General features: G+C 58.6%; 24 protein-coding genes. 11 read left to right on the top strand and 13 right to left on the bottom strand.

The features are described 5' to 3' along the window. The first annotated feature begins 60 nt into the window (after nt 1–60). Nucleotides 61–1,629 carry a SulP family inorganic anion transporter gene (locus AC3IX4_RS00120; RefSeq protein WP_489261392.1) on the top strand — a complete coding sequence of 523 codons (1,569 nt, stop codon included), beginning with the start codon at nt 61–63 and terminating at the stop codon, nt 1,627–1,629. Between the two features lie 6 nt (nt 1,630–1,635). On the opposite strand, the gene aroE is transcribed toward AC3IX4_RS00120, so the two are convergent. Both aroE and hemF read right to left on the bottom strand, forming a co-directional pair. Then, entirely contained in the window at nt 1,636–2,454 is an 819-nt protein-coding gene (gene aroE, locus AC3IX4_RS00115) for a shikimate dehydrogenase (protein ID WP_489258688.1), read from the bottom strand. 46 nt (nt 2,455–2,500) lie between these two features. Continuing rightward, entirely contained in the window at nt 2,501–3,427 is a 927-nt protein-coding gene (gene hemF, locus AC3IX4_RS00110; RefSeq protein WP_489258687.1) for an oxygen-dependent coproporphyrinogen oxidase, read from the bottom strand. A gap of 154 nt (nt 3,428–3,581) precedes the next feature. Between hemF and AC3IX4_RS00105 the strand changes: the two genes are divergently transcribed. Beyond that, nucleotides 3,582–4,562, top strand: coding sequence for an NADPH:quinone reductase (locus AC3IX4_RS00105; protein WP_489258686.1), 981 nt, complete (start codon nt 3,582–3,584; stop codon nt 4,560–4,562). 125 nt (nt 4,563–4,687) lie between these two features. Here AC3IX4_RS00105 and tsaC read toward each other — a convergent pair whose 3' ends face one another. From tsaC to AC3IX4_RS00090, 3 genes are all read right to left on the bottom strand, one after another. Further along, on the bottom strand, nt 4,688–5,245 hold the full coding sequence (gene tsaC / locus AC3IX4_RS00100; protein ID WP_489258685.1) for an L-threonylcarbamoyladenylate synthase type 1 TsaC: 558 nt from the start codon (nt 5,243–5,245) through the stop codon (nt 4,688–4,690). Nucleotides 5,246–5,283: 38 nt separating this feature from the next. Further along, nucleotides 5,284–6,396 (bottom strand): DNA-processing protein DprA, encoded by a 1,113-nt coding sequence (gene dprA, locus AC3IX4_RS00095; protein ID WP_489258684.1) that lies wholly within the window; start codon nt 6,394–6,396, stop codon nt 5,284–5,286. Nucleotides 6,397–6,487: 91 nt separating this feature from the next. Further along, nucleotides 6,488–7,513, bottom strand: coding sequence for a LysM peptidoglycan-binding domain-containing protein (locus AC3IX4_RS00090; protein ID WP_489258683.1), 1,026 nt, complete (start codon nt 7,511–7,513; stop codon nt 6,488–6,490). Nucleotides 7,514–7,661: 148 nt separating this feature from the next. On the opposite strand from AC3IX4_RS00090, the gene def reads away from it, so the two are divergent. The 5 genes from def to AC3IX4_RS00065 are packed head-to-tail and all read left to right on the top strand — an operon-like array spanning nt 7,662 to nt 12,185. Then, entirely contained in the window at nt 7,662–8,168 is a 507-nt protein-coding gene (gene def / locus AC3IX4_RS00085; RefSeq protein ID WP_489258682.1) for a peptide deformylase, read from the top strand. Nucleotides 8,169–8,225: 57 nt separating this feature from the next. Next, nucleotides 8,226–9,158: a methionyl-tRNA formyltransferase gene (fmt, locus tag AC3IX4_RS00080; RefSeq protein ID WP_489258681.1), complete on the top strand. Its 933-nt coding sequence runs from the start codon at nt 8,226–8,228 to the stop codon at nt 9,156–9,158. After that, complete coding sequence (rsmB, locus tag AC3IX4_RS00075; protein WP_489258680.1) at nt 9,155–10,468, top strand: 16S rRNA (cytosine(967)-C(5))-methyltransferase RsmB; 1,314 nt, start codon at nt 9,155–9,157, stop codon at nt 10,466–10,468. The genes fmt and rsmB overlap by 4 nt, the downstream gene beginning before the upstream one ends. Before the next feature lie 16 nt (nt 10,469–10,484). After that, a complete protein-coding gene (gene trkA / locus AC3IX4_RS00070; protein ID WP_489258679.1) occupies nt 10,485–11,858 on the top strand; it encodes a Trk system potassium transporter TrkA in 1,374 nt (457 codons plus the stop codon). An 18-nt stretch (nt 11,859–11,876) separates the two neighbouring features. Next, nucleotides 11,877–12,185: a tetratricopeptide repeat protein gene (locus AC3IX4_RS00065; protein WP_489258678.1), complete on the top strand. Its 309-nt coding sequence runs from the start codon at nt 11,877–11,879 to the stop codon at nt 12,183–12,185. A gap of 281 nt (nt 12,186–12,466) precedes the next feature. On the opposite strand, the gene AC3IX4_RS00060 is transcribed toward AC3IX4_RS00065, so the two are convergent. Next, a complete protein-coding gene (locus AC3IX4_RS00060; RefSeq protein WP_489258677.1) occupies nt 12,467–13,354 on the bottom strand; it encodes a lysophospholipid acyltransferase in 888 nt (295 codons plus the stop codon). Nucleotides 13,355–13,392: 38 nt separating this feature from the next. Continuing rightward, complete coding sequence (locus AC3IX4_RS00055; protein WP_489258676.1) at nt 13,393–13,944, bottom strand: DNA-3-methyladenine glycosylase I; 552 nt, start codon at nt 13,942–13,944, stop codon at nt 13,393–13,395. An 82-nt stretch (nt 13,945–14,026) separates the two neighbouring features. Between AC3IX4_RS00055 and glyQ the strand changes: the two genes are divergently transcribed. From glyQ to AC3IX4_RS00035, 4 genes are all read left to right on the top strand, one after another. Next, entirely contained in the window at nt 14,027–14,974 is a 948-nt protein-coding gene (gene glyQ / locus AC3IX4_RS00050) for a glycine--tRNA ligase subunit alpha (RefSeq protein ID WP_489258675.1), read from the top strand. Further along, nucleotides 14,971–17,025 (top strand): glycine--tRNA ligase subunit beta, encoded by a 2,055-nt coding sequence (gene glyS, locus AC3IX4_RS00045; protein WP_489258674.1) that lies wholly within the window; start codon nt 14,971–14,973, stop codon nt 17,023–17,025. Before glyQ ends, glyS begins: the two co-directional genes overlap by 4 nt. 3 nt (nt 17,026–17,028) lie before the next feature. After that, complete coding sequence (gmhB, locus tag AC3IX4_RS00040) at nt 17,029–17,562, top strand: D-glycero-beta-D-manno-heptose 1,7-bisphosphate 7-phosphatase (RefSeq protein ID WP_489258673.1); 534 nt, start codon at nt 17,029–17,031, stop codon at nt 17,560–17,562. Nucleotides 17,563–17,674: 112 nt separating this feature from the next. Beyond that, entirely contained in the window at nt 17,675–18,445 is a 771-nt protein-coding gene (locus AC3IX4_RS00035; protein ID WP_489261391.1) for a lysophospholipid acyltransferase family protein, read from the top strand. Nucleotides 18,446–18,721: 276 nt separating this feature from the next. Here the strand turns inward: AC3IX4_RS00035 and AC3IX4_RS00030 are convergent, their stop codons facing one another. The 6 genes from AC3IX4_RS00030 to dnaA all read right to left on the bottom strand — a co-directional run bounded on the left by AC3IX4_RS00030 (nt 18,722) and on the right by dnaA (nt 26,715). After that, complete coding sequence (locus AC3IX4_RS00030) at nt 18,722–19,318, bottom strand: hypothetical protein (protein WP_489258672.1); 597 nt, start codon at nt 19,316–19,318, stop codon at nt 18,722–18,724. Then, on the bottom strand, nt 19,311–20,363 hold the full coding sequence (locus AC3IX4_RS00025; protein WP_489258671.1) for an AAA family ATPase: 1,053 nt from the start codon (nt 20,361–20,363) through the stop codon (nt 19,311–19,313). The genes AC3IX4_RS00030 and AC3IX4_RS00025 overlap by 8 nt, the downstream gene beginning before the upstream one ends. A 150-nt stretch (nt 20,364–20,513) precedes the next feature. Then, nucleotides 20,514–22,931 (bottom strand): DNA topoisomerase (ATP-hydrolyzing) subunit B, encoded by a 2,418-nt coding sequence (gene gyrB, locus AC3IX4_RS00020; RefSeq protein ID WP_489258670.1) that lies wholly within the window; start codon nt 22,929–22,931, stop codon nt 20,514–20,516. 4 nt (nt 22,932–22,935) lie between these two features. Continuing rightward, on the bottom strand, nt 22,936–24,039 hold the full coding sequence (recF, locus tag AC3IX4_RS00015) for a DNA replication/repair protein RecF (protein WP_489258669.1): 1,104 nt from the start codon (nt 24,037–24,039) through the stop codon (nt 22,936–22,938). Between the two features lie 15 nt (nt 24,040–24,054). Then, nucleotides 24,055–25,158: a DNA polymerase III subunit beta gene (gene dnaN / locus AC3IX4_RS00010; protein ID WP_489258668.1), complete on the bottom strand. Its 1,104-nt coding sequence runs from the start codon at nt 25,156–25,158 to the stop codon at nt 24,055–24,057. Between the two features lie 39 nt (nt 25,159–25,197). Further along, nucleotides 25,198–26,715, bottom strand: coding sequence for a chromosomal replication initiator protein DnaA (gene dnaA, locus AC3IX4_RS00005; RefSeq protein ID WP_489258667.1), 1,518 nt, complete (start codon nt 26,713–26,715; stop codon nt 25,198–25,200).

Below are 26,715 nucleotides of genomic sequence, written 5' to 3'. Positions count from 1 at the left end.
CTTCACAGCGACGGACATATCCGCATAATGGACGCCCCGTTTCCGATGACTGAGATCGCCATGCGCTGGCCCGCACGCCTTTCACTGTTGCCCTTCCTGGCCTGGCTGACCCGGCAAAACCGCGCAAGCGTGGGCCGCGATGCCCTGGTGGGCCTGAGCGGGGCAATCCTGGCGTTGCCACAGTCCATCGCCTATGCATTGATTGCCGGGCTGCCCCCGGAATACGGCCTGTACGCCGCCATCGTTCCGGTGATGATCGCTTGCCTGTGGGGCTCCTCCTGGCATCTGATCTGCGGCCCGACAGCCGCCATTTCCATTGTCTTGTATGCCAGTGTCAGCCCGCTCGCGCTACCGGCCAGCAGCGACTACATCACCCTGATCCTGCTACTGACGTTTATCGCCGGCGTATTCCAGTGGCTGCTGGGGATGCTGCGCTTTGGCGCCTTGGTGAACTTCGTTTCACACTCGGTGGTGCTCGGGTTTACCCTCGGCGCCGCTATCGTGATTGCCCTGGGTCAGCTACCGAGCCTGTTCGGACTCGATTTGCCCAGCCAGGCAACCGCCCTGAAAACGCTGCTGGCGTTAGCCGAACATGTGGGCGAGGTCGATCAGCCGTCGGTGCTATTAGGCCTGGGCACGCTGGCCTCGGGGCTGATCCTCAAGGCACTCGTGCCTCGTTGGCCAACGCTATTGATTACCCTCATTCTGGCCAGTCTGTTGGTCTGGCTGTGGCCTTCGATGTTCGGGCATGTGGAACGGGTGCAGTCCTTCGTCGGCCGGCTGCCGCCGTTCAGTCCACTACCGCTGGATCTTGAACTGATATTGCGGCTGCTGCCGACTGCCGTGGCCGTGGGCATGTTGGGGCTGGTCACCAGCCTTTCGATCGCGCGCTCGCTTTCATCCCGCTCCCAGCAATTGATCGATGCCAATCAGGAGATCCGTGCCCAAGGCTTGTCGAACATGGTGGGCGCGCTGTTCTCTGGCTATCTGTCGTCGGGCTCGTTCACCCGCTCGGGGCTCAGTTACGAGGCCGGAGCTTGCTCGCCGCTGGCCGGGGTGTTTTCCGCTGCCTGGGTCGCCTTGTTTGCCGTGACGGGGGCGTCGTTGATTGCCCACATTCCGATCCCGGCCATGGCCGGCGGCATTCTGCTGATTTGCTGGGGGCTGGTGGACCATCGAGCGATCCGGGCGCTGCTGCGAGTCAGCCATTCAGAGTTTCTGGTCATGGCGCTGACCTGTGTGGCGACCTTGCTGCTGGAGCTGCAAACGGCCATTTACGCAGGGGTGCTCGCTTCACTGTTTTTCTATCTCAAGCGCACGTCGAGGCCGCGCGTGCACCAGTGGATAGACGGTGACGAGGAGATACTTCGGGTTGGCGGCTCGATCTTCTTTGGCGCCAACCATTACCTTCAAGTACGCCTGCAACGCACTTCAGGGCAACGGGTAGTGATCGACGCCCAGCACATCAACTTCATCGACTACTCAGGCGTTGAGATGCTGCATCAGGAAGCCCGGCGACTGAGCCGCCAGGACCGCAGCCTGACCCTGCGCCGAGCGCGGCCCCATGTGATCGAGGAGTTGTGCAAACTGGAAGGGGCGCAGCACTGCCCCATCCTGTTCGAGGACTGACCCGGCTCAGGCCAGCTGGCGACGCAGTTCAGCCAGCACAGGCGCGGTGTCCGGTCGCACGCCGCGCCACAGCTCGAAAGCCACGGCAGCTTGCTCGGCCAGCATGCCCAAGCCATCGATAACCTGTGCCGCGCCGTGCTCACTGGCCCAACGGCAGAATGGCGTCGGCTCCTTGCCGTACATCATGTCGTAGCACACCGTGTGGCCCGGTTGGATCAGGCTACTGGAGATGGGTACACGTTTCCCGGCAAGGCTTGCCGAGGTGGCATTGACGATCAGGTCTACCGACTCCTCCAACCAACCGAAGCCACTGGCCGAAACCGGCCCCAGGTAAGCGAACTGATGCGCCAGCGCCTCGGCTTTTTCTACCGTGCGGTTGGCGATCACCAGCGAGGCAGGGTTTTCCTTGAGTATTGGCTCCAACGCGCCGCGCACGGCGCCGCCAGCACCCAGCAGCAGAATGCGCTTGCCGGTCAGGCTGAACCCGGCGTTCACCGTCAGGTCACGGACCAACCCGGCACCATCGGTGTTGTCGCCCAGCAGGCGACCATCAGCCAGCTTGCTCAAGGTGTTCACGGCACCGGCGCGCTGGGCGCGGGGCGTCAATTCATCACAGAGCCGAAAGGCCTCTTCCTTGAACGGAACCGTCACATTGGCGCCACGGCCTTGCTGGAAAAACGCGCGGGCACATCCGCTGAAGTCGTCCAACGGCGCCAGCAATGTCTCGTACACCAGTTGCTGGCCGGTCTGCTCGGCAAACAGGCGGTGGATCAAGGGCGATTTGCTGTGGCCAATCGGGTTTCCGAAAACAACGTAGCGGTCCATTCAAGCGAATTCCTGAGGTAGGTTCTAGTTATCCACAGCGAGTCTGTCAGGCTTTGCTGTCAGCTTCACCCAGCCAATCCCGGTCTTGCAGGAAGTAGTCCGTCAGGCGGGCTTCTTCACTGCCAGGCTCGGCTTTCCAGTCATAGCCCCAACGCACTTGAGGAGGCAATGACATCAGGATCGACTCGGTCCGACCGCCTGATTGCAGGCCAAACAAGGTGCCGCGGTCATAGACCAGGTTGAACTCCACATACCGGCCTCGGCGATAGGCCTGGAACTCGCGCTGTTGTTCGGTGTAGGCCATGGCCTTGCGGCGCTGGACGATCGGTAGATAAGCCTCAAGGAAGGCATCGCCGATGGCGCGCATGAACGCAAAGCTGGTATCGAAATCCCATTCATTCAGGTCATCGAAGAACAGGCCGCCAATGCCACGGGGTTCGTTGCGGTGCTTGATGTGGAAATAGCGATCGCACCAGGCTTTGTAGCGCGGGTAGACATCGGCGCCGAAGGGCTCGCAAGCCTTGGCCGCCACCCGGTGCCAATGCTGGCAATCTTCTTCGTTGGCGTAGTAAGGGGTCAGGTCGAAACCGCCACCGAACCACCAGACCGCTTCTTCACCTTCTTTCTCGGCAATGAAAAAACGCACATTGGCGTGGGAAGTCGGCACATGAGGATTGTGCGGGTGAATCACCAGAGACACACCCAGGGCCTCAAAGCCACGCCCGGCCAGTTCAGGACGATGCGCACTGGCCGAAGGCGGCAGGCCGCTGCCGAAGACGTGAGAGAAATTGACGCCGCCTTTTTCGATGACCTGGCCATTCTCCAGCACCCGGGTGCGTCCACCACCACCCGCTGGGCGGGTCCAGGCATCCTCGACAAAGCCGCTGCCGCCGTCTTCGGTTTCCAGGGCGTGGCATATCCGGTCTTGCAGGTCGAGCAGGTAGGCTTTCACGGCCTCGGTGCGGGTAGTCATCAGATCACCTTGAAACGGGCAAAGGCCGGCAGGGCAGGGGCCGGCGATAAAGTCGGCGCGTAGCATACCACCGGCTCAGGTGATGCCGCAGTTGACGGCGGTCAAGCAAAAGCGTCCGATAAGCCCTTTGACGGATCTACACAGGAGAATGCAGATGGCCAAGCGTATCCAATTCAAGGCTCATGGCGGCCCGGAAGTACTTGAGTACATTGACTTCACGCCGGCTGAGCCTGGCCCGCAGCAGGTTCGCGTGCGCAACAAGGCCATTGGCCTGAACTTCATCGACACCTATTTTCGCAGCGGCCTGTATTCGCCACCGGCGCTGCCGTCGGGGCTGGGCACCGAGGGCGCAGGCGTGGTCGAGGCAGTGGGCAGCGAGGTCACTCGCCTGAAGGTCGGTGATCGGGTTGCCTATGGCACCGGGCCGCTGGGTGCGTACAGCGAAGTGCATGTGTTGCCGCAAGCCAATCTGGTCAAGTTGCCGGATGCAATCAGCTTCGAGCAGGCCGCAGCTATTATGCTCAAAGGCATGACCGTGCAATATTTGCTGCGCCAGACCTACAAGGTCCAGGCCGGCGACTTCATCTTGTTCCACGCCGCTGCCGGTGGGGTTGGCTCACTGGCGTGCCAATGGGCCAATGCCCTGGGCGCCAAACTGATCGGCACCGTCAGCTCCGCCGAGAAGGCTGAACGCGCCAAGGCACTGGGCGCGTGGGCAACTATCGATTACAGCCACGAAGATGTCGCCAAGCGTGTTCTTGAGCTGACCGACGGGAAAAAATGCCCTGTGGTGTACGACGGGGTCGGCAAGGACACCTGGCTGACTTCGCTGGATTGCGTGGCGCCCCGAGGCTTGGTGGTGAGCTTCGGCAATGCGTCGGGCGCGGTTACCGGCGTGGATCTGGGCATCCTGGCGCAGAAGGGATCGCTGTACGTGACGCGCCCAACGCTTTTCGGCTATGCCAACACAGCCGAGAGCACCCAGGCCATGGCTGATGAGCTGTTCGAGATGATCATCAGCGGCAAGGTCACTGTGGATATCTGCCAGCGTTACCCGCTGAGTGAAGCGGCCAAGGCGCAAACAGAGCTGTCGGCGCGGCGCACCGTGGGGTCGACGGTACTTTTGCCGGACTGATCAAGAGCCTGATGTACCGCGTTGGCCGCATCGCAGCCGAGGCTGGCTCCTACCTTCCGGTGTAGGAGCCAGGCTTGCCTGCGATGCGGCCAACGCGGTTTACCGGGTGTACCAAGGCCGAAGGGTCAAGCCGGGCGCACGATATCCCCTGTTGCCAAGTCCCGAATCACGCTCGGGTTCTTGCGCCCGCCCAATGCACCACCCAGGACTAGATCAAGCTGCCCCCGGAAATACTGCTCGACCCGCAACCTTGTGCGGGCAGCCGGGCGGCCTTGAGGGTTGGCTGACGTCGAAATCAGTGGCCCGACCAAGGCGCACAATTCACGCACCACGGGATGATCACTGACCCGTAAGGCCACAGTGTCATGCACTCCGGTCACCCATTCGGGCAACAGGTTCTGATGCGGCACCAGCCAGGTATTGGGCCCAGGCCAAGTGCTGGCCATGCGATCCATCCAGGTTTGCGGAAAGTCTTCGAACAGAAAGTCGAACTGGCGAATATTGTCGGCAATCAAGATCAGCCCTTTATCCACAGAGCGAGACTTGATCGCCAACAGACGGTCCACCGCCAATTCGTTCCACGGGTCACAACCCAAGCCCCAGACCGCCTCGGTTGGGTAGGCAATCACCGCTCCCGCTCGAATCTCGCGCGCGGCTTGTTGCACACGCCAACTGCTTACCATTGCTCACACTCCGCATATAAGGCTTATGCGCAGTTTACTCAGCTAACCCGGCCAAACCAACGTCCGGCCTCGTTGACGACCCGGCCATCCAATTCCAACTCAGTCAAAGCCGCCAGCACCTTGGGCAACGGCCAGCCGCTGGATTGCGCCAATGCCTCGCTGTTCTGCGGCGCAGCCAACAGTAATGCCAGCAAAGGGTGCTCAGGTGGGTGGGCGCTTGCGGCAGGGCTACTGATGGGTGGCACGACCTGCCAGCCACGCAAGGTTTCAAAGATCTGCTCTATGGTTTCAACCAGCAAGGCTCCCTCCCGAATCAACTGGTGGCAACCCTTGGCCCCTGGATGGTGAATGGAGCCTGGAATGGCATAAACCTCGCGCCCCTGCTCGGCGGCCAACTTGGCGGTGATCAGCGATCCACTGGCAAGGCTAGCCTCAACCACCAGCACACCCAGCGACAAGCCGCTGATGATTCGATTGCGTCGTGGGAAATTCGCGGGCTGAGGGCCGGCATCCAGTGGAAACTCGGAAACCACCGCACTGCCTTGCGCGGCCATTGCGGCAGCAAGCGCGCGATGGCGCTGTGGATAAAGTTTTTGCAAGCCTGTGCCCAGCACACCCACCGTCAGCCCACCGACGTCCAGCGCCGCTTGATGGGCGGCGCCATCAACGCCCAACGCCAAGCCGCTGGTGATGACAAAACCAGCTTGGGCCAGGCTGCGGGAAAAGGCGCCAGCGGTGTCCAGACCTGGCCTGGATGCTCGTCGGCTACCGACGATGGCCAACTGGGGTTTTTCCAGAATGGCAGGGTTGCCCGCAACAAAAAGCAACGGTGGCGCATCCACGAGTTCTGCCAGCAAGGCGGGGTAGCCTGGGTCGTCCCACATCAGCAAATGCTGGTCGCGGCCCTCTAGCCAGGCCAATGCTGCTGCGGCGCCATCGCGCACTTCGATGCTTCGGCGTGCCTCGGCAGCGGTATTTGGTAGACCAAGCGAACGCCAGGCAGACGCCGGCGCGCTGAGTGCCTTCGAGGCACTACCGAAGGCGGCGATGAGGTTATGGAAGCGACGCGGCCCGACATCCGGCAAGCGATGCAGGCGCAACCGCGCTTCCAGTTCCGAGGGTGAAAGCGCGGTCGATTCAAAGAGTGGCATAAGATCATCCTTGATCCTGGGCCCCTCGACAGGGATTGAAGAAGCTGTGGATAACTCTGTTGATAAGGCTTTGGGAACTTATCTGTGCCGCTCAGGGATTCCTCACTCTATCCATCACCGTCAAGGAGTGGTTGGCATTGAGCACTAAACCATAGCTGAGCTTTTCGTAAGTGCGGAACACCATCACCAACCCAGAGCGTTCGTCGGGAATTTTCACATCCTCGCCGGTGATGCGGTCACGCACCGTTTCGCCTTTCTTGTAGATCGCCAACACGTTGCCAGCGCTCAGCCCGTCACGCTGGCCCTTGTTCAGGGTGACCACGTCGTACTTGCCGACCTGTGTAACACCTCGTGGCACATCCAGAATCACACCGTCCACCGGCTCAGCCGGACTGCTGGGCATGAAGGTCGAGGTGATGGCCCGCTCTTCATTGCTGAACAGCCGGTCACCCAGGCGCACTTCCTGGGTTGAACGCAGCAAGTTCAACGTGGCCACATCACCTTCCTCGGCCACCAACTCGACCCCGCCGATATCATCGGCGTTAATGCCCAGCACCTCTTTGCTGACCGGGTCGGTGTAGGTCTTACCCTGGCGGAAGATGCCGTAGAGGCTTTGACCGGGCTCGAATTTGCCGCGGGCAAAAATCCGGTCTCCGCTACCGCTGAGCACACGCTGGGTGTCACCGGCAACGATATAAGGCGCTTTCTGAAACTGTGCCGGGTCATCGACGATCCGGTTTGAAAGCAGGAAGGCGTTGATCGACTCCAACGAAATGCTCGGGATCGCCTCTGCCGTCGGCGTGCTGCGAACCCGCGGCGACAACTTGATGGTGCCCCGCGATGCACCGCGGTCCAGCACGATGCGTGGCTGGCCATCGACGTAGACCAGCGACAGCGTGTCGCCGGGGTAAATCAGATTGGGGTCGGCAATCTGCGGGTTGGCGTGCCAAACCTGTGGCCACAACCAGGGCTCACGCAGAAACTTGCCAGATATGTCCCAAAGTGTGTCGCCCTGGACCACCGTGTAGCGCTGTGGATAACCGTCCCGAAGCTGGACCTGGGCCTGTGCGATACCTGCCGAAGCCAAGAACAGCAGGGCGAGTAGTGATTTCCTCATGCCATGAATCCCTTTATCATGTGCGTTCACGCGAAACGCCCGAAGCCTGTTGGCTGATTCCCTGGGAGAGCGTTTTGCAGGTTTGCCGTGTTGGGCATCGCCGACGGCAACTCCTTTGACTTTACCTCACAGTGCAGCAAATACGCATATGGCTATCTTGAACATCCTCGAATTCCCGGACTCGCGTCTGCGTACCATCGCCAAACCCGTGGCCGAGGTGGACGACAGCATTCTCCAGCTGATCGACGACATGTTTGAAACCATGTACGAAGCGCCCGGCATCGGGTTGGCTGCCACTCAAGTCAACGTTCACAAACGTGTCGTGGTCATGGACTTGAGTGAAGACCGTAGCGAGCCTCTGGTGTTCATCAACCCGGAATTCGAATCGCTGACCGATCATATGGACCAATACCAGGAAGGTTGCTTGTCGGTTCCAGGTTTCTACGAAAACGTCGACCGTCCGCAAAAGGTCAAGGTCAAGGCGCTGGGCCGCGATGGCCAACCCTTCGAAATGATCGCCGAAGGCCTGCTGGCCGTGTGCATTCAACACGAATGCGATCACCTCAACGGCAAGCTGTTCGTCGACTACCTGTCTACGCTCAAACGCGACCGAATCAAGAAAAAGCTGGAAAAAGCACACCGCCAGCAAGCTTGATTCCCTCTTCCCAAAGGCTTGCTCTGGCAAGCCTTTTTCTTTTCAAGCGAGAACTCCATGCGCATTGTCTTCGCGGGCACCCCCGAGTTTGCCGCCGAACACCTCAAAGCCCTGCTCGACAGCCCCTACGAGGTTGTCGCGGTCTACACACAACCTGATCGTCCTGCCGGTCGCGGGCAAAAACTGATGCCAAGCCCGGTCAAACAACTGGCCGTTGAAAAAGGTATCCCGGTATTTCAGCCCCCCACCCTGCGCAACGCCGAGGCCCAGGCCGAACTTGTGACGCTGGCGCCTGACTTGATGGTCGTGGTGGCCTACGGCCTGATCCTGCCGCAGGTGGTGCTGGATATTCCTCGCCTGGGTTGCATCAACAGCCACGCCTCGCTGCTGCCACGCTGGCGCGGCGCGGCGCCGATCCAGCGGGCTGTTGAAGCAGGCGATACCGAGAGCGGTGTGACCGTGATGCGCATGGAAGCGGGCCTTGATACCGGCCCGATGCTGCTCAAGGTCAGCACCCCGATCAGCGCCAGCGACACGGGCGGCAGCCTGCATGACCGCCTGGCTGAACTGGGCCCGCCCGCTGTGATCGAGGCCATCGCAGGCCTTGCTGCCGGGACGTTGGTAGGGGAAGTTCAGGACGATAACCTGGCCACCTATGCCCACAAGCTGAACAAGGACGAGGCACGGATCGACTGGTCGCGCCCGGCGGTGGAGCTGGAGCGCCTGGTTCGCGCGTTTTATCCCTGGCCGATCTGCCACAGTACACTTAACGGAGAGGCCTTGAAGGTACTGCAAGCCTCAATGGCCGAAGGGCAGGGCACACCTGGACAGATTCTTGATGCCAGCAAGGATGGCCTGACCGTTGCCTGCGGTGAACACGCCTTGCGTCTGACTCGCCTGCAGTTGCCCGGTGGCAAGCCGCTGGGCTTCAGTGACCTGTTCAACAGCCGCCGCGACAAGTTCGCCGTCGGTACGGTGCTGGGCCAATGAACCCTCGTCTCGCCGCCGCTCGGGCGCTGACAGCCGTATTGACCGGCAAGGCTTCGCTCAACAGCTCGTTACCCGTGCAATTGGACAAGGTTGAGGGCCGCGACCGCGGCCTGACCCAGGACCTGGCCTTTGGCACGGCGCGCTGGCAGCCGCGGTTGTCGGCACTGGCCGAACGCCTGCTGCAAAAGCCGTTCAAGAGCGCCGATGCCGAGGTCGAGGCCTTGTTGCTGGTCGGCCTGTATCAACTGCTCTACACCCGCATACCAGCTCACGCAGCCATCGGCGAAACCGTTGGCTGCGCCGACAAACTGAAAAAGCCTTGGGCCAAGGCCTTGCTCAATGCCGTCCTGCGCCGCGCTCAACGCGAAAGCACCGAGCTCTTGGCTGAGTTGGAACGCGACCCGGTGGTGCGCACGGCTCACCCGCGCTGGCTTCAGAAGTCCCTCAAGGCTTTCTGGCCAGAGCATTGGGAGGCCATCTGCGCCGCCAACAATGCCCACCCGCCGATGATCCTGCGCGTCAATCGTCGTCATCACCCACGTGAAGATTACCTGGCCTTGCTTGAGCAGGCCGGTATTGCCGCCAGTGCCTGTCGTTTCAGCCGGGACGGCATTGTGCTCGCCGAGGCCTGCGACGTGCGCCAGCTGCCAGGTTTTGCCGAAGGCTGGATCAGCGTACAGGACGAAGCCGCGCAACTGGCCGCGGATCTGCTCGACCTGGCCCCCGGCCAACGCGTGCTGGACGCCTGTTGCGCCCCCGGCGGCAAGACCTGCCATGTGCTAGAAGTAGAACCGGGCCTGGCTGGCGTCGTCGCTATCGATCTGGAAGCCAAGCGTCTGGTGCGTGTTCGCGAGAACCTCGATCGCCTTAAGCTCGATGCGCAATTGATCGCCGCTGACGCTCGCGACACCGCCGCGTGGTGGGATGGCAAGACCTTCCAGCGCATACTGCTTGATGCGCCCTGCTCGGCGACCGGCGTTATTCGTCGCCACCCGGACATCAAGCTGGCGCGCAAGGCCGACGACATTCCAGCCTTGGCCAGCCTGCAGGGCGAATTGCTCGATGCCTTGTGGCCAACCCTGGAAGTCGGCGGCATCCTGCTCTACGCCACCTGCTCCACGCTGCCCACTGAAAATACCGAAGTCATCGACGCCTTTTTGGCCCGTACCCCTGGCGCCCTAGAACTGGATATCGCCACCGAGGCCGGCCTCAAGCAACCTCATGGTCGCCAGTTGCTGGTACAGGAAGGTGGGCACGACGGGTTCTATTACGCCAAACTGATCAAGATCGCCGCCATACGCGGACAATAAGAATAGGGAGTAGTGGATGAAAATCATCATCCTCGGCGCAGGACAGGTCGGCGGCAGTTTGGCGGAACACCTGGCCAGCGAAGCCAATGACATCACCGTGGTCGATACCGATGGCGACCGCCTGCGAGACCTGGGTGACCGCCTGGATATCCGCACCGTGCAAGGTCGGGGCTCGTTTCCCACGGTACTGCGCCAAGCCGGGGCCGACGACGCCGACATGCTGGTGGCCGTGACCAACAGTGACGAGACCAACATGGTGGCCTGCCAGGTCGCCCATACCCTGTTCCACACCCCGACCAAGATTGCCCGGGTGCGCGAATCGGCGTACCTGACCCGCGCCGGGCTGTTCGACAACGAGGCCATTCCGGTCGACGTGTTGATCAGCCCCGAGCAAGTGGTGACCAACTACATCAAGCGCCTGATCGAGCACCCCGGCGCGCTGCAGGTCATTGACTTTGCCGACGGCAAGGCTCAGCTGGTGGCGGTCAAGGCCTACTATGGCGGCCCGCTGGTCGGCCAGGCGCTACGCCAGATTCGTCACCACATGCCCAACGTGGACACCCGGGTCGCCGCGATTTTCCGCCGCGATCGGCCCATCCTGCCCCAGGGCGATACCGTGATCGAAGCTGATGACGAAGTATTCTTCATCGCTGCCAAGGCCAACATTCGTGCGGTGATGGGCGAGTTGCGCCGGCTGGATGAAACCAACAAGCGTGTGGTCATCGCAGGAGGTGGGCAGATCGGTGAGCGCTTGGCCGAGGCCATCGAAAGCCGCTATCAGGTCAAGATCATCGAGATGAACCCGGCGCGCTGCCGACACCTTTCCGACACGCTGGACAGCACAGTGGTCCTACAGGGCAGTGCCTCGGATCGTGACCTGATGCTGGAAGAGAACATTGCCGAGGCCGATATCTTCCTGGCCCTGACCAACGACGACGAAGCCAACATTATGTCGTCGCTGCTGGCCAAGCGCCTGGGGGCACGCAAGGTAATGACCATCATCAACAACCCCGCCTATGTCGACCTGGTGCAAGGGGGTGATATCGACATTGCCATCAGCCCGCAGCTGGCGACCATCGGCACGCTGCTGGCGCATGTACGCCGAGGCGATATCGTCAGCGTGCACTCCCTGCGTCGTGGCGCGGCCGAGGCCATCGAGGCGATTGCCCATGGCGACTCGAAATCGAGCAAGGTGATCGGCCGGGCCATCGAGAATATCGACCTTCCACCCGGCACGACGATCGGTGCGATCATTCGGGATGAAGAAGTGTTGATCGCCCACGATGACACCGTGATCGAAGCCGGCGACCATGTGATCCTTTTCGTTGTGGATAAAAAATACATTCGCGACGTAGAGAAGCTGTTCCATGTCGGCCTGAGCTTTTTCTAACGCGCGAGGGGAGGCTAAATGCTCGAATCACTGGAGAAGATGCTGGCCAAGGGTGTGGATAACGCCCTGCTGCGTTTTGGCTTGGGCAAGGGTTACCTGGACCTTGGCGAGAATGCCAAGGCGGTCGAGCATCTCGAACGCTGCGTAGCCTTTGACCCCAAGTACTCGGCGGCCTGGAAACTACTGGGCAAGGCCAACCTGGCATTGGGCGATCGCGCCGCGGCGCGCCAAGCTTGGGAGCAGGGCCTGGAGGCCGCTCGGGGACATGGCGACAAGCAGGCCGAAAAAGAAATGACGGTGTTCCTGAAAAAACTCGACAAATTGTAGGAGCCGGGTTTACCGGAATGCCGGACCACCGCGATGAACGCACCGCGGTTTGCCTGATACACCGCGGCGATCCCATCGCAGCCAAGGCTGGCTCCTACACGAGCCTGTAGGAGCCGGGTTGTACCGGAATGCCGGACCACCGCGATGAACGCACCGCGGTTTGCCTGATGCAACGCGGTCCTGTAGGAGCCAGGCTTGCCTGCGATGGCCGCGCCGCGGTAATCAGTCAGGATCGTGTCGCCTGCATCGCAGGCAAGCCTGGCTCCTACAATGTGCCCGGGTCAGTACCAGCGCGCCTCGCCCGCCGGGCGCTTCTTGAAGCGCTTCATGCTCCACATGTACTGGCTCGGATAGGCCCGTACGTACTTCTCGATCACCTGGCTCATGGCCGCGACACTGGTTTCGGTGTCGGTGCTGTACATGGCTTCAGGCGCCGCTTCCAGGATCACCTTGAACCCCGAACCATCCGGCAGGCGCAGGGCATGCAGGAACACGCCAACCGCCTTGCCACCGGCCAGCATGTTGGGCACAAACTTGCTGGTCAGTGCCTGAGTGGCAAAGAAGGGCACGAAGATACCCGCCGATTCAGCCGGCTCCGGATCGGCTGGAATCCCTACCTGGCCGCCCTTGCGCACTTCCTTGATGATGCTCAGGATGCCTTCCTTGGTGGAAGCCGCCACCCGGTTGCCCAGTTGCACGCGCTGTTCGCGCAGCAGGTCGTCAACAGCCTTGAGCTTGGGGGGGCGATAGAAAATGATCGGGTTGCACTGGTTGCAATAGAAGTGATTGAGCACTTCCCAGTTGCCCAGGTGGCTGGTGATGCCGACCACGCCCTTTCCAGAAGCCAGTGCCTCCTTGAGGACCTCCAGGCCTTCGACTTCACGGACCAGATCCAGCGAACGCTGCGCCGGCCAGATCCAGGCACAGGCGCTTTCGGTCAGCGATTTGCCGATGTCCATCAGTGTGCGCCCGACCAGTTGTTCGCGGGCAGCAGGGTCCATCTCGGGGAAGCACTTGGCAAGGTTGACCCGCACCACTTCGCGGGAGCTGTTGGGCAGCTTCCACATCATCCAGCCAATGGCTGAACCCACACGTTGCACGGCGCGCCACGGTAATAGGGCAAATAACCGCAAAGCACCTACCATCAAGGCGCCCTTGAACTTATCCACAGGTCACTCCTATGTTTGCAAGCTGGGCATTGTAACCGTCAGCGCACCAGCGTGGCGTAGCGATCGCAATCGGTAGTGTGGTCCATGACCATCCCCGAAGCCTGCATAAAGGCATAGCAGATGGTCGGACCGACGAAGGTGAACCCCGCCTTTTTCAAGGCTTTGCTCATGGCTTGCGCTTCAAGTGTCTGCGCTGGCACCTCGCCACGCTGGCTGAAATGATTGATTTTCGGCACGCCACCGACGAATGACCACAACAGCTCGACCGGGTTGTCCTGGGCCAGCCAGGCCTTGGCATTGGTGCGTGCTGCCTTGAGCTTGAGGCGATTGCGAATAATGCCTGGGTCAAGCATGCGTTCTTCAATTTCCTCATCGGTCATCACGGCCAGCCGCTTGGGGTCGAAACCGAACATGACCTTGCGGTAATGCTCACGCTTTTTCAGCACCGTGATCCAGGAAAGTCCGGCCTGGAAGCCTTCCAGCAGCAGCAACTCGAACAGCCTTGCGCCATCGTGCAGGGGCACGCCCCACTCCTGGTCGTGATAAGCCTGGTACAGCGAATCGTCGTTACACCAAAAGCAGCGAGGCATAAAGCTCCAAGGGTAGAGGCGCGTGCGAATCGGGTTATACTCCCGCTCTTTATATTCGCAGCCCTAGAAACAGGTGAATTTCGTGAGCCAGCCTACGCCAGCCGTGCGTACCTTCCAAGACTTGATCCTCGCCCTGCAACAGTACTGGGCCGAGCAAGGTTGTGTGGTACTTCAGCCCTACGATATGGAAGTAGGCGCCGGCACTTTTCATACCGGCACTTTTCTGCGCGCCATCGGCCCGGAAAACTGGAACGCCGCTTATGTGCAGCCCAGCCGTCGTCCGGCTGACGGCCGCTACGGCGAAAACCCCAACCGTCTGCAGCACTACTACCAGTTCCAGGTCGTGCTCAAGCCGAACCCTGCGAACTTCCAGGAGTTGTACCTGGGCTCGCTCAAGCACATCGGCCTGGACCCACTGGTCCACGACATCCGCTTTGTTGAAGACAACTGGGAATCGCCGACCCTGGGCGCCTGGGGCCTGGGCTGGGAAATCTGGCTCAATGGCATGGAAGTCACCCAATTCACCTACTTCCAGCAAGTGGGCGGCATTGAGTGCTACCCGGTAACGGGCGAAATCACCTATGGCCTGGAGCGCCTGGCCATGTATCTGCAGGGTGTGGACTCGGTCTACGACCTGGTCTGGACCGATGGCCCGTTCGGCAAAGTGACCTACGGCGATGTGTTCCACCAAAACGAAGTGGAGCAGTCGACCTACAACTTCGAACACGCCAACGTCGAGAAGCTGTTCGAACTGTTCGATTTCTATGAAAGCGAAGCCAATCGCCTGATCGAGCTGGAGCTGCCGCTGCCGACCTATGAAATGGTCCTCAAGGCCTCGCACACCTTCAACCTGCTCGATGCCCGTCGCGCCATCTCGGTGACCGAGCGCCAGCGTTACATCCTGCGCGTGCGGACCCTGGCCCGCGCCGTTGCCCAAAGCTATCTGAACGCTCGCGCCAAGCTGGGCTTCCCGATGGCGTCCCCTGACCTGCGTGATGAAGTGTTGGCTAAGCTGGAGGCTGCACAATGAGTGCTCAAGATTTCCTGGTTGAACTGGGCACCGAAGAACTGCCACCCAAGGCTCTCAGCACACTGGGCGACGCCTTCCTGTCAGGTATCGAAAAAGGCCTGCAGGCAGCCGGCCTGAACTACAGCGCCAAACGCGTATTCGCCGCGCCGCGCCGCCTGGCCGTGCTGATCAGCCAACTCGACAGCCAGCAGCCTGACCGCAGCATCAATCTGGACGGCCCTCCACGCCAGGCGGCCTTCGATGCCGAGGGCAACCCGACTCAAGCAGCCCTGGGCTTTGCCAAAAAATGTGGTGTCGACCTGGCTGAAATAGACCAGAGCGGCCCTAAGCTGCGGTTCTCCCAGCGCATTGTCGGCAAACCGACTGCAAGCCTGCTGCCGACTATCGTCGAAGACTCGCTCAACGATCTGCCAATTCCCAAGCGCATGCGCTGGGGGGCTCGCAAGGAAGAGTTCGTACGTCCGACCCAATGGTTGGTCATGCTGCTGGGCGACCAGGTTATCGATTGCACAATCCTGGCCCAGAAAGCTGGTCGTGATTCGCGCGGCCACCGCTTCCATCATCCTGAAAGCGTGCGCATCAGCTCGCCCGCCACTTATCAGGAAGACCTGCGCAAAGCCTATGTATTGGCCGACTTCAGCGAGCGTCGCGAGCTGATCGGCAAGCGCACCGCCGAACTTGCCATGCAACAGGAAGGCACCGCCATCGTGCCGCCAAGCCTGCTGGACGAAGTGACCGCGCTGGTCGAATGGCCAGTGCCGCTGGTGTGCTCGTTCGAGGAGCGTTTCCTGGAAGTGCCGCAAGAAGCCCTGATCACCACCATGCAGGACAACCAGAAGTATTTCTGCCTGCTGGATGTGGATGGCAAATTGCTGCCGCGCTTTATCACGGTGGCCAACGTCGAGAGCAAAGACCCTTCGCAGATCATCCTGGGTAACGAGAAAGTCGTTCGCCCACGCCTGACAGACGCCGAGTTCTTCTTCAAGCAAGACAAGAAGCAAAAGCTCGAAAGCTTCAACCTGCGCCTGCAGAACGTCGTGTTCCAGGCCCAGTTGGGCAGCGTCTACGACAAGGCCGAGCGCGTGTCGAAACTGGCCGCCTTCATTGCCCAGCGCATTGGCGGCGATGCCCAGCGTGCTGCCCGCGCAGGCCTGCTGTCCAAGTGCGACCTGGCCACCGAGATGGTCGGCGAGTTCCCTGAAATGCAAGGCGTTGCCGGCTACTACTACGCCCTCAACGATGGCGAGCCTGAAGATGTGGCACTGGCTCTGAACGAGCAGTACATGCCGCGTGGTGCTGGCGCTGAACTGCCATCGACCCTGACCGGTGCGGCCGTGGCGATCGCTGACAAGCTCGACACCCTGGTCGGCATCTTCGGTATCGGCATGCTGCCAACCGGTAGCAAGGACCCGTACGCACTGCGTCGCGCCGCCCTGGGGATCCTGCGTATCCTGATCGAGAAGAAACTCGACCTGGACCTGGCGCCTGCCGTGGCCTTTGCTGTTAACCAATTTGGCGACAAGATCAAGCCAGCTGGCCTGGCTGACCAGGTGATGGAATTCGTGTTCGATCGCCTGCGTGCCCGCTATGAAGATGAAGGCATCGACATGGCGACTTACCTGTCGGTTCGTGCCCTGCAACCGGGTTCGGCGCTGGATTTCGACCAACGCGTGCAAGCGGTCCAAGCGTTCCGCCAACTGCCAGAAGCCGCAGCACTGGCCGCCGTGAACAAGCGCGTATCGAACCTGCTGAGCAAGGTCGAAGGCACCATCGCCACCACCGTCGAACCGAAGTACTTCGACAACGCCAACGAATTCTCCCTGTACTCGGCGATTCAACAAGCCGACCACGCGGTTCAGCCAATGGCGGCTGCGCGTCAGTACAGTGAATCGCTGGCACGCCTGGCCGCATTGCGCGAGCCAGTCGATGCGTTCTTCGAAGCGGTGATGGTCAATGCCGAGGATGCCAACGTACGTGCCAACCGCTATGCCTTGTTGGCACGTCTGCGCGGCCTGTTCTTGGGCGTTGCCGACATCTCGCTGCTGGGGTAAGCCTTGAAACTGCTGATACTCGATCGTGACGGGGTGATCAACCAAGACTCCGACGCTTACATCAAGTCGGTGGATGAATGGATCCCCATCCCAGGCTCGATCGACGCCATCGCGCAGTTGAGCAAGGCCGGCTGGACGGTAGCCGTAGCTACCAACCAGTCCGGTATTGCTCGCGGTTACTACGAGCTTGCCACCCTGGAAGCCATGCACACCCGCTTGCGGGCGCTGGTGGCTGAACAGGGTGGCGAGGTCGGGCTGATCGTCTATTGCCCACACGGCCCGGACCAAGGCTGTGATTGCCGCAAGCCGAAACCCGGCATGCTCAGGACCATCGCTGCCCATTACGGCGTGGATCTGGCCGGTTTATGGTTTGTCGGCGATAGTATGGGTGACTTGGAAGCCGCGATAGCCGTCGATTCACAGCCTGTTCTGGTGAAAACCGGAAAAGGCGGCAAGACGCTCGGCAAGACTTTGCCGGCCAATACCCTGATTTTCGAGGATCTGGCCGCTGTCGCCAGAGCCCTTATCCACACATAAGGCGCTCGATTTCTGACCCGTGCCGGCCTGTGATCTGTTTCGCATGGCCGGTCATCCGTCGTTATTCGTGCGCTCCACGCAGGCGGGCGAGCCCGCAATGGTAAATGTCACTATGTCGACCTTGCAGGCCATCAGGATCTTTGTCTTTTACCTGCTGCTGGGCACCAGTGCTTTTCTGTGGTGTACCCTGAGCTTTTTTGTGGCGCCGTTTTTGTCCTTCCGCGCCCGCTATCGATTCATCAACGTGTTCTGGTGCCATTTTGCACTGGTGCTGGTTCGGGTGTTTCTCAATATCCGAGTCAAAGTCACCGGTGCCGAGCATGTGCCTGAGCGCCCCTGTGTGATCCTTTCCAACCACCAGAGCACTTGGGAAACCTTTTTCCTGTCGGCCAACTTTCAGCCGTTGAGCCAAGTCCTCAAGCGCGAATTGCTCTATGTACCGTTTTTCGGTTGGGCCATGGCCATGCTCAAGCCTATCGCGATCAATCGGGACAACCCGAAGGCCGCACTCAAGCAGGTCGCAGCCAAGGGCGATGAGCTGCTCAAAGACAAGGTATGGGTACTGATCTTCCCAGAGGGTACTCGTGTACCCTTTGGCCAGATCGGTAAATTTACCCGCAGCGGCGCTGCCCTGGCGGTCAACGCCGACCTGCCGATCCTGCCGATTGCCCATAACGCCGGCAAGTACTGGCCAAAAGAAGGCTGGGCTAAAAAACCCGGCACCATCGAGGTCATGATAGGCGCTCCCATGTACCCACAGGGAACAGGTCCACGCGCCATTGCCGAGCTCAATGACCGCTTCGCTGCCTGGAACGAGCAGGCTCAGCGTGACATGGGATCCTTGCCTCAAGCACCTCAAGCCGAACAGCAAGTGGTGGCCTGACGTTCTGTGGATAACTTGTGTACAGTATTTTTACAATTGAAAAATAAATGCCGTAACTAGCTAATTTTATTAGCTATTTTTCATCATGAAGCTCTCATGACAACCGTGCATAAGTTTTTTGGCACTAACAGAAACCGGCCTAATAGCCGGTTTCTTTTTGCCTGTCTGTGCAGAAAAGCGGATTACTGTCGGCGCAATCCTAGCGCGCCACGCCCACAAAAAAAGCCAATCCGAAGGATGGCCTTTTTAGTCAGCTGATGAGCTGCATATTGAAGATCAGCTCGCTCGCGTTATTGCAGGATCAAGCCCTGGTACTTGGCAAGTTTCATTGACCACAAAACCTGTCATGCCATAGGGAACAAGCGCTGTGTTCAGCTTTTGCTGCAACCTTGCAGCTAGGCGAGCGTAATCGGGGAGGCCCCACGTCAGAATAAGGACAATAACGAGCGATTCATTGCTATGAGAGGGGGCAATGAACGGAAGCAACTCGGCGCTCCGAAGTCTTTGAGCCACAACAGCGCTGGTCAGTGTATCCCGGAATTTTTGCATCACCTCATCGATGATGAACAGCTTCTTTCGTTGAGCTTTGACTGAACCTGCAAAGTTCTGGGTATTAATCCAGGTCCTTGTCTGATCTACTTCGGCTGGATCAGCAGGAGAAATCCTAGGAGTACTCTCTACCTCATGCCCATCGCAGTCTTTTATTTCTATCCACCAATGGCAATTTTGTTTGCAGGCCAGAACATCCATTGCCTTAAGCCCGCTGATCCCGCTTCTCATCTGATTGGTATACCAAGCTGTGTCGTCATATTTGATTGCCTGCCAGCCAGCCCCAAATGAAAAAGTCAGCCCTCCTTCTACGATATCAACCATTGGCGATGCTTAGCTCACGGTCATACTGAGCAAGCTCTTCATCAAGGGCCACAAGGTTCGTCAGCTCCTTCAAGGACTCGACCTCTTCAACAAAAACTCCCTCTGAAGCGTCTTCACGTTGCAGCCCCCAAAAACGAAGGGGGTAGGGGTCCTGGAGTGCCAACAGATCTAGTTCTTTCAGTAAAAAGAAGCTGTGCGTGGCAATGAAAACCTGCACCCCTTGTTTCGCAAGCGTATGGATGACTGTAGCAACCAATCGAATCAAGCGTGGATTGAGGTTGGCCTCAGGTTCATCCCAAAATAGATATCCTTTATCGAGCACCGACCCTGTTGCGATCAGGCGGGCGAGCATTGCCAGTTTCCTTAGCCCCTCGGCTACTAAAGGCATCTCCATAGTGCCGCTGCCGGGAACTTTCAGATAGAAACGCCCGTTAGTATCTAAAACGACCTTCCCGCCCATAGCCTGTTCAATGGGCTCCAGCAGCTCGCTTGCGCGCCTTTCTCTAGGGCCTTTCAATGTAGGGGCACCTAAATGAATACACGTATCACGCCACGTTTCTTCGAACTCTAGATAGTGCCCCTCATACACTGAAACAAAACCAGGAAAAATCGTGAGTAGCTCCCTAGTAGGGATATACAGCGGGCTTTGCTTATCCCATCTGGATGGCAGCTTCTCGATTTGAACATCGGTTTTAGCACTGGTAGCAAAGCTAATCGTGGTGTCGAAAGCCGCTTCATCGAATGAAAGCGAAATCTCACAGCGATCTCGACCTTGTTTTCGTCTAGCTAGCCGACCAACTGACTCAGGCCTGAAGACCCCCGTCAACTTTTCGGCATAGGCCTTTTGTAAGTACGTTTTGGTAGGATCAACTGAGATTGGCTTTTTGGCAGCTTCAGCAGCAGTCGCAATGAGTGCATACACAGCTTTCAACAGATGCGTCTTCCCCATTCCATTTTCGCCAACGATGGTGTTCAGACCCGAACAGCAATTTAGGTCCAAGTCACGAAAAACTGTGAAGTTTTTGAGGCTGATTTTTTTCAGCATAAGAGAGGCAATTCCTCATGCGGAGATTTCATAGACATTCCCTTTCCAGAAATAGTATCACTCATGATTAACACCCATAACAAAAACCCCAGCCTTTAAGGCTGGGGTTTTGCTTAATCGGCGACACTTAATATGCCCATCGACACTACATCAGAAGTCCAGGTTCGACACCGCCAAGGCGTTGCTTTCGATGAACTCGCGACGCGGCTCAACCGCATCACCCATCAGGGTGTTGAAGATCTGATCGGCAGCGATCGCATCTTCAATGGTGACTTTCAGCATGCGACGCACGCTTGGGTCCATCGTGGTTTCCCACAGCTGATCCGGGTTCATCTCACCCAGACCTTTGTATCGCTGGATGGTGTGGCGCTTGGTACTTTCAGCCATCAGCCATTCAAGTGCTTCCTTGAACTCGGTCACTGGCTTCTTGCGTTCGCCGCGTTGCACGTAGGCACCTTCTTCCAGCAGCGACGTCAGTTGAGCGCCCAAGGCAGTCACTGTCTTGTAGTCGTTGCTGCCGAAGAAGTCGCGGTTGAAGGTCACGTAGTTGGCCAAGCCATGGGAAGTGATTTCCACCTCTGGCAACCACACATTACGCTCACGGTCTTCACGCAGGCTGGCTTTGTAGATCAGGCCCGACTTCTCGGTGACGCGCAGACGCTCGTCGAACTTGGCCAGCCAAGCTTGCATGCCAGCGTGATCCGACAACTGCTCCAGAGAAATGGCAGGCAGGTAGATGAAGTGCTCAGTCAGCTCCTGAGGATACAGGCGCGACAGACGCTTGAGCGTTTTCATGACCATGCGGAATTCGTTAACCAGACGCTCCAGCGCTTCACCAGAAATGCCCGGTGCCGATTCGCCAAGGTGCAGCGTTGCGTCTTCAAGAGCCGATTGGGTCATGTACTCTTCCATGGCCTCATCGTCTTTGATGTACTGCTCTTGCTTGCCTTTCTTGACCTTGTACAACGGCGGCTGAGCAATGTAGATGTAGCCACGCTCAACCAGCTCTGGCAGCTGACGGAAGAAGAAGGTCAGCAACAGGGTACGGATGTGCGAACCGTCAACGTCAGCATCAGTCATGATGATGATGTTGTGATAGCGCAGCTTCTCGATGTTGTATTCATCACGCCCGATCCCGCAACCCAATGCGGTGATCAAGGTGCCGACTTCCTGCGACGAGATCATCTTGTCGAAACGTGCTTTTTCGACGTTGAGGATTTTGCCCTTGAGCGGCAGGATAGCCTGGGTCTTGCGGTTACGGCCCTGCTTGGCAGAACCGCCCGCGGAGTCACCTTCCACCAGGTACAGTTCGGAAAGGGCAGGGTCCTTCTCTTGGCAGTCGGCCAGTTTGCCTGGCAAACCAGCGATATCGAGTGCGCCTTTGCGACGAGTCATTTCCCGGGCTTTACGGGCAGCCTCACGCGCACGGGCAGCGTCGATCATCTTGCCGACGACAGCTTTAGCCTCGTTCGGGTTTTCCAGCAGGAAGTCAGAGAAGTATTTGCCCATCTCTTGTTCTACTGCAGTCTTCACCTCAGAAGAAACCAACTTGTCTTTGGTCTGCGAACTGAACTTGGGATCCGGCACCTTGACCGAGATAATCGCCGTCAAGCCTTCACGAGCATCATCACCCGTGGTGGAAACCTTGTTCTTCTTCGCCAGACCTTCCTGCTCGATGTAGTTGTTCAGGTTACGCGTCAGTGCTGAGCGGAAGCCCACCAAGTGCGTACCACCATCGCGCTGAGGAATGTTGTTGGTGAAGCACAACAGGTTTTCGTTAAAGCTGTCGTTCCACTGCAAGGCGATCTCAACGCCGATACCATCTTCGCGCTGGATGTTGAAGTGGAAAACCTGGTTCACCGGCGTTTTGTTGGTGTTCAGGTATTCAACGAATGCGCGCAAACCACCTTCATAGCGGAAGATCTCTTCCTTGCCGGAGCGCTCATCCTTCAGGACGATGCCTACACCCGAGTTCAGGAAAGACAGTTCACGAATACGCTTGGCCAAGATGTCCCAGCTGAAATGAATATTCTTGAAGGTTTCTGCAGAGGGCTTGAAGTGGATCTGGGTGCCCGTGGATTCGCTCTCACCCACGATTTGCATCGGTGCCTGGGGAACGCCATGAACGTAAGTCTGCTCCCAGATTTTCCCACTGCGACGTACAGTCAGTACGAGAGTCTCGGACAGTGCGTTCACAACGGAAACACCCACGCCGTGGAGACCACCAGAAACCTTATAGGAATTGTCGTCGAATTTACCACCGGCGTGCAGAACGGTCATGATGACCTCTGCTGCGGAAACGCCTTCTTCTTTGTGGACGTCGACTGGAATGCCACGACCGTTATCGCGAACGGTGATGGATTCGTCAGGATGGATGATGACGGTAATGTCATCGCAGTGACCGGCCAAGGCTTCGTCGATCGAGTTATCGACCACCTCGAACACCATGTGGTGCAGACCGCTACCATCATCGGTGTCGCCAATGTACATACCGGGACGCTTGCGTACGGCATCCAGCCCTTTCAGCACTTTAATGCTGGAGGAATCGTACGTTTGATTTTCGCTCATGCCTTCACTCCCGATGGTCGTGGGTCTGGGTGATACGGCCCTGTTCCACGTGGAACAGAGCAACCGGCGTTTCCGTGCGCCAGCATTCACTCAACAATTCGTGATCTACACAGGTGATAAATACCTGGCAGTGTAATTCTTCAAGCAAGCGGCAAAGTGCAGCTCGGTGGTGTTCGTCCAATTCAGACGGCAAGTCATCCACCAGATAAATGCACTGCCCGCGCCTCGCTTGGCTAACCAAATGCCCTTGGGCAATACGCAAGGCACACACCACAAGTTTTTGCTGCCCTCGAGAGAGAATCTCTGCAGCATTGTGGCTATTCAATCGAAGACGGAGATCGGCGCGCTGTGGACCTGCCTGGGTATGCCCCATTTGCTGGTCCCGCTGCAGAGAAGAGGCGAGCACTTCACTGAGGTCGCGATCCTTGTCCCACCCTCGGTAATAGCTGAGGGTCAAACCCTCCAACTCGAGCAACTCACTCAGGGTTTGTTCAAAGACAGGCTTCAAGGCTTTGATATAAGCCCGGCGATACTCATCGATTTCGGCACTTGCCAGGCAAAGTTCCCGATCCCATGCCGCTTGCGAAGCAGGGTCAAGTGTACCATGCCGCAGCCATGAGTTCCGCTGCCGCAAAGCCTTCTGCAAACGCTGCCAAGTAGACATAAAGCGGGGTTCCACGTGGAACACCCCCCAATCAAGGAACTGCCTTCTGATTTTTGGAGCCCCCTCGAGCAATCTGAAACTGTCGGGGTTAATCAATTGCAGCGGCAATATCTCAGCCAGTTGAGCGGCGCTGCGGGCGTTCTGACCGTCGATACGAATGGTGAAATCACCATGACGGTCGCGGGAGATTCCAAGATTGCTGTGCCCACCTTCATTCAACTCAACTTGCCCAAACACGGTACAAGCGGCTTGCTCATACTGGATGACAGGCACCAGACGGGCACTGCGGAATGATCGCGCCAGACCAAGCAGATGGATAGCTTCCAATACGCTAGTCTTGCCGCTGCCATTTGCGCCGTGAAGGATATTGATTCGAGGGGAGGGGGAGAAGGTCACCGGGTGCAGGTTACGCACCGCGGTGACAGAGACGCGACTCAGAGACATTGGATTGCTGAGCGATTACAAACGCATAGGCATAACGACGTAGGCCGAATCATCGTTATCAGACTCTTGCACCAGCGCACTGCTGTTGGAGTCGGACAAGATCAGGCGAACCTGTTCGGTCGTCATTACGCCCAGCACGTCGAGCAAATAGCTGACGTTGAAACCGATTTCCAGCGATCCGCCGTTGTATTCAACGCCGACTTCTTCTTCCGCCTCTTCCTGCTCAGGGTTGTTCGCCTGGATCTTGAGCTGACCGTTGGCCAGTTGCAGGCGAATCCCGCGGTACTTCTCATTGGAAAGAATCGCGGTGCGGCTGAAGGCCTCGCGAAGCGCTTGGCGATCACCCAGTACCAGCTTGTCACCGCCTTTAGGCAGTACGCGCTCGTAATCAGGAAACTTTCCGTCCACAAGCTTGGAGGTAAACGTGAATTCACCCGTGGATGCTCGAATGTGATGCTGGCCAAGCACGATGCTCACAGTGCCATCAGGCTCTGTCAGTAGACGCGCCAACTCCAGAATACCTTTGCGCGGCACGATCACCTGGTGGCGGTCAGTCTGGCTGATCTCAGCCTTCATCGAGCACATCGCCAAGCGGTGGCCGTCGGTTGCTACCGCTCGCATGATGCCCGGCGAAACTTCAAGCAACATGCCGTTGAGGTAGTACCGAACGTCCTGCTGAGCCATTGCAAAGCTGGTGCGCTCGATCAAGCGGCGCAGTCGGCTCTGCTCCAGATTACAGGTCAAAGAACCTGGGCCTTCCTCAACTGTTGGGAAATCGTTGGCAGGCAACGTCGACAGGGTGAAGCGGCTACGGCCAGCCTTGACGACCAGCTTCTGCTCATCAAGCTTGATGTCGATCAACGCATCGCTCGGCAGGCTTTTGCAGATATCCATCAGCTTGCGCGCCGGCACGGTGATTTCGCCGGGTTCTGCGGGTTCTTCCAGTTGAACACGGCCCACCAGCTCGACCTCAAGGTCGGTACCGGTCAGCGACAATTGTTGGCCTTGCACCACGAGCAAGACATTGGAGAGTACCGGCAAGGTCTGGCGGCGCTCAACGACGCCTGCGACCAGTTGCAGGGGTTTCAACAGGGCTTCGCGTTGAATGGTGAAATGCATGGTCTAGTCCCTTGCCTTAATAAGCTGCGCTGACATTAATCACGTTGTAAGCGTGCGCAGCAGGTTCTTGTAGTCCTCGCGGATATCCGCGTCGGATTCCTTGAGCTCGTTGATCTTGCGGCACGCATGGAGAACGGTCGTATGATCTCGACCGCCAAACACATCACCGATTTCCGGCAGGCTGTGGTTGGTCAACTCTTTCGACAAGGCCATGGCAACCTGACGAGGGCGTGCTACCGAGCGCGAGCGGCGCTTGGACAACAAATCGGAGATTTTGATCTTGTAGTACTCAGCGACAGTGCGCTGAATGTTATCCACACTGACCAGTTTGTCTTGCAGCGCCAGCAAGTCCTTGAGCGATTCACGGATCAGCTCGATGGTGATATCGCGCCCCATGAAGTGCGAATGGGCGATAACCCGCTTAAGCGCGCCCTCCAGTTCACGGACGTTGGAGCGAATCCGTTGGGCAATGAAGAACGCAGCATCATGTGGAAGGTCGACCTTCGCCTGGTCCGCTTTCTTCATCAGAATCGCAACGCGAGTCTCAAGTTCCGGTGGCTCGACGGCTACCGTCAAGCCCCAGCCGAAGCGTGACTTCAGACGCTCTTCGAGCCCTTCAATCTCCTTGGGGTAGCGGTCACTGGTCAAAATGACTTGCTGACCGCCCTCAAGCAGCGCGTTGAAGGTATGGAAAAACTCCTCTTGGGAGCGTTCCTTGCGCGCGAAGAACTGAATATCGTCGATCAACAAGGCATCGACCGAACGATAGAAGCGCTTGAATTCGTTGATGGCGTTCAATTGCAGCGCCTTGACCATGTCGGCAACGAAACGCTCCGAATGTAGGTACACCACCTTGGCATTCGGATTCTTCTTGAGCAGGTGGTTACCCACAGCATGCATCAAGTGCGTCTTACCCAAGCCTACGCCACCATAAAGGAACAGCGGGTTGTAACCATGCTTGGGGTTGTCGGCAACCTGCCAGGCGGCAGCACGGGCCAACTGGTTGGACTTACCTTCGACGAAGTTCTCAAACGTAAAGGTGCGGTTCAGATAGCTGGTGTGCTTGAGCGCACCTTCGACCTGGACGGTGCGTTGCTCCGAACGGCTAGGTGCCTGGGTAGCGGCTGCACCTGCCATAGGGTCGAAGCTGTCGCGCGAAGGCTCTTGATCGACTTCGGCATTGGCGCTGGAGGCGGGTACCGGGGCGGTCACAGCGGGCTCTGGGGTCGGTGCAGGTACGACCGCCTGGGCCTGAGACGCTGCGACAGCTGCTGCCAGGGGCGCATTGGGCGCCGCTCGCGGAGCAGAACTGCGTCGGCTACCTATTAATAAGGAAAGCGCAGGCGTCATGCCGTTGCCTTGCTCGCCTAACAGCTCGAGCAATCGCCCCATGTATTTTTCGTTGACCCAGTCGAGAACAAAACGGTTGGGTGCATAGATACGCAACTCGTCGCCTTCGGCTTCGACCTGTAGCGGACGGATCCAGGTGTTGAATTGCTGGGCAGGCAGTTCATCGCGCAGAAGCTCTACGCACTGCTGCCAAAGTTCCACTGACAC

The organism is Pseudomonas sp. KH_021 (assembly GCF_057838865.1).
Note: the sequence above shows the minus strand (reverse complement) of the source record. Positions and strands in the feature narration are given on the sequence as shown.

Bases quoted from the DNA above. Each gene is read 5' to 3' on its own strand.
- AC3IX4_RS00090 (WP_489258683.1), bottom strand. From the start codon at position 7,513: ATGAGGAAATCACTACTCGCCCTGCTGTTCTTGGCTTCGGCAGGTATC.
- AC3IX4_RS00030 (WP_489258672.1), bottom strand. From the start codon at position 19,318: ATGGTTGATATCGTAGAAGGAGGGCTGACTTTTTCATTTGGGGCTGGC.
- AC3IX4_RS00055 (WP_489258676.1), bottom strand. From the start codon at position 13,944: ATGCCTCGCTGCTTTTGGTGTAACGACGATTCGCTGTACCAGGCTTAT.
- gyrB (WP_489258670.1), bottom strand. From the start codon at position 22,931: ATGAGCGAAAATCAAACGTACGATTCCTCCAGCATTAAAGTGCTGAAA.
- AC3IX4_RS00065 (WP_489258678.1), top strand. From the start codon at position 11,877: ATGCTCGAATCACTGGAGAAGATGCTGGCCAAGGGTGTGGATAACGCC.
- hemF (WP_489258687.1), bottom strand. From the start codon at position 3,427: ATGACTACCCGCACCGAGGCCGTGAAAGCCTACCTGCTCGACCTGCAA.
- AC3IX4_RS00025 (WP_489258671.1), bottom strand. From the start codon at position 20,363: ATGCTGAAAAAAATCAGCCTCAAAAACTTCACAGTTTTTCGTGACTTG.
- glyS (WP_489258674.1), top strand. From the start codon at position 14,971: ATGAGTGCTCAAGATTTCCTGGTTGAACTGGGCACCGAAGAACTGCCA.
- fmt (WP_489258681.1), top strand. From the start codon at position 8,226: ATGCGCATTGTCTTCGCGGGCACCCCCGAGTTTGCCGCCGAACACCTC.
- def (WP_489258682.1), top strand. From the start codon at position 7,662: ATGGCTATCTTGAACATCCTCGAATTCCCGGACTCGCGTCTGCGTACC.
- AC3IX4_RS00105 (WP_489258686.1), top strand. From the start codon at position 3,582: ATGGCCAAGCGTATCCAATTCAAGGCTCATGGCGGCCCGGAAGTACTT.
- recF (WP_489258669.1), bottom strand. From the start codon at position 24,039: ATGTCTCTGAGTCGCGTCTCTGTCACCGCGGTGCGTAACCTGCACCCG.
- dprA (WP_489258684.1), bottom strand. From the start codon at position 6,396: ATGCCACTCTTTGAATCGACCGCGCTTTCACCCTCGGAACTGGAAGCG.
- aroE (WP_489258688.1), bottom strand. From the start codon at position 2,454: ATGGACCGCTACGTTGTTTTCGGAAACCCGATTGGCCACAGCAAATCG.
- AC3IX4_RS00120 (WP_489261392.1), top strand. From the start codon at position 61: ATGCGCTGGCCCGCACGCCTTTCACTGTTGCCCTTCCTGGCCTGGCTG.
- rsmB (WP_489258680.1), top strand. From the start codon at position 9,155: ATGAACCCTCGTCTCGCCGCCGCTCGGGCGCTGACAGCCGTATTGACC.
- tsaC (WP_489258685.1), bottom strand. From the start codon at position 5,245: ATGGTAAGCAGTTGGCGTGTGCAACAAGCCGCGCGCGAGATTCGAGCG.
- trkA (WP_489258679.1), top strand. From the start codon at position 10,485: ATGAAAATCATCATCCTCGGCGCAGGACAGGTCGGCGGCAGTTTGGCG.
- AC3IX4_RS00035 (WP_489261391.1), top strand. From the start codon at position 17,675: ATGTCGACCTTGCAGGCCATCAGGATCTTTGTCTTTTACCTGCTGCTG.
- dnaN (WP_489258668.1), bottom strand. From the start codon at position 25,158: ATGCATTTCACCATTCAACGCGAAGCCCTGTTGAAACCCCTGCAACTG.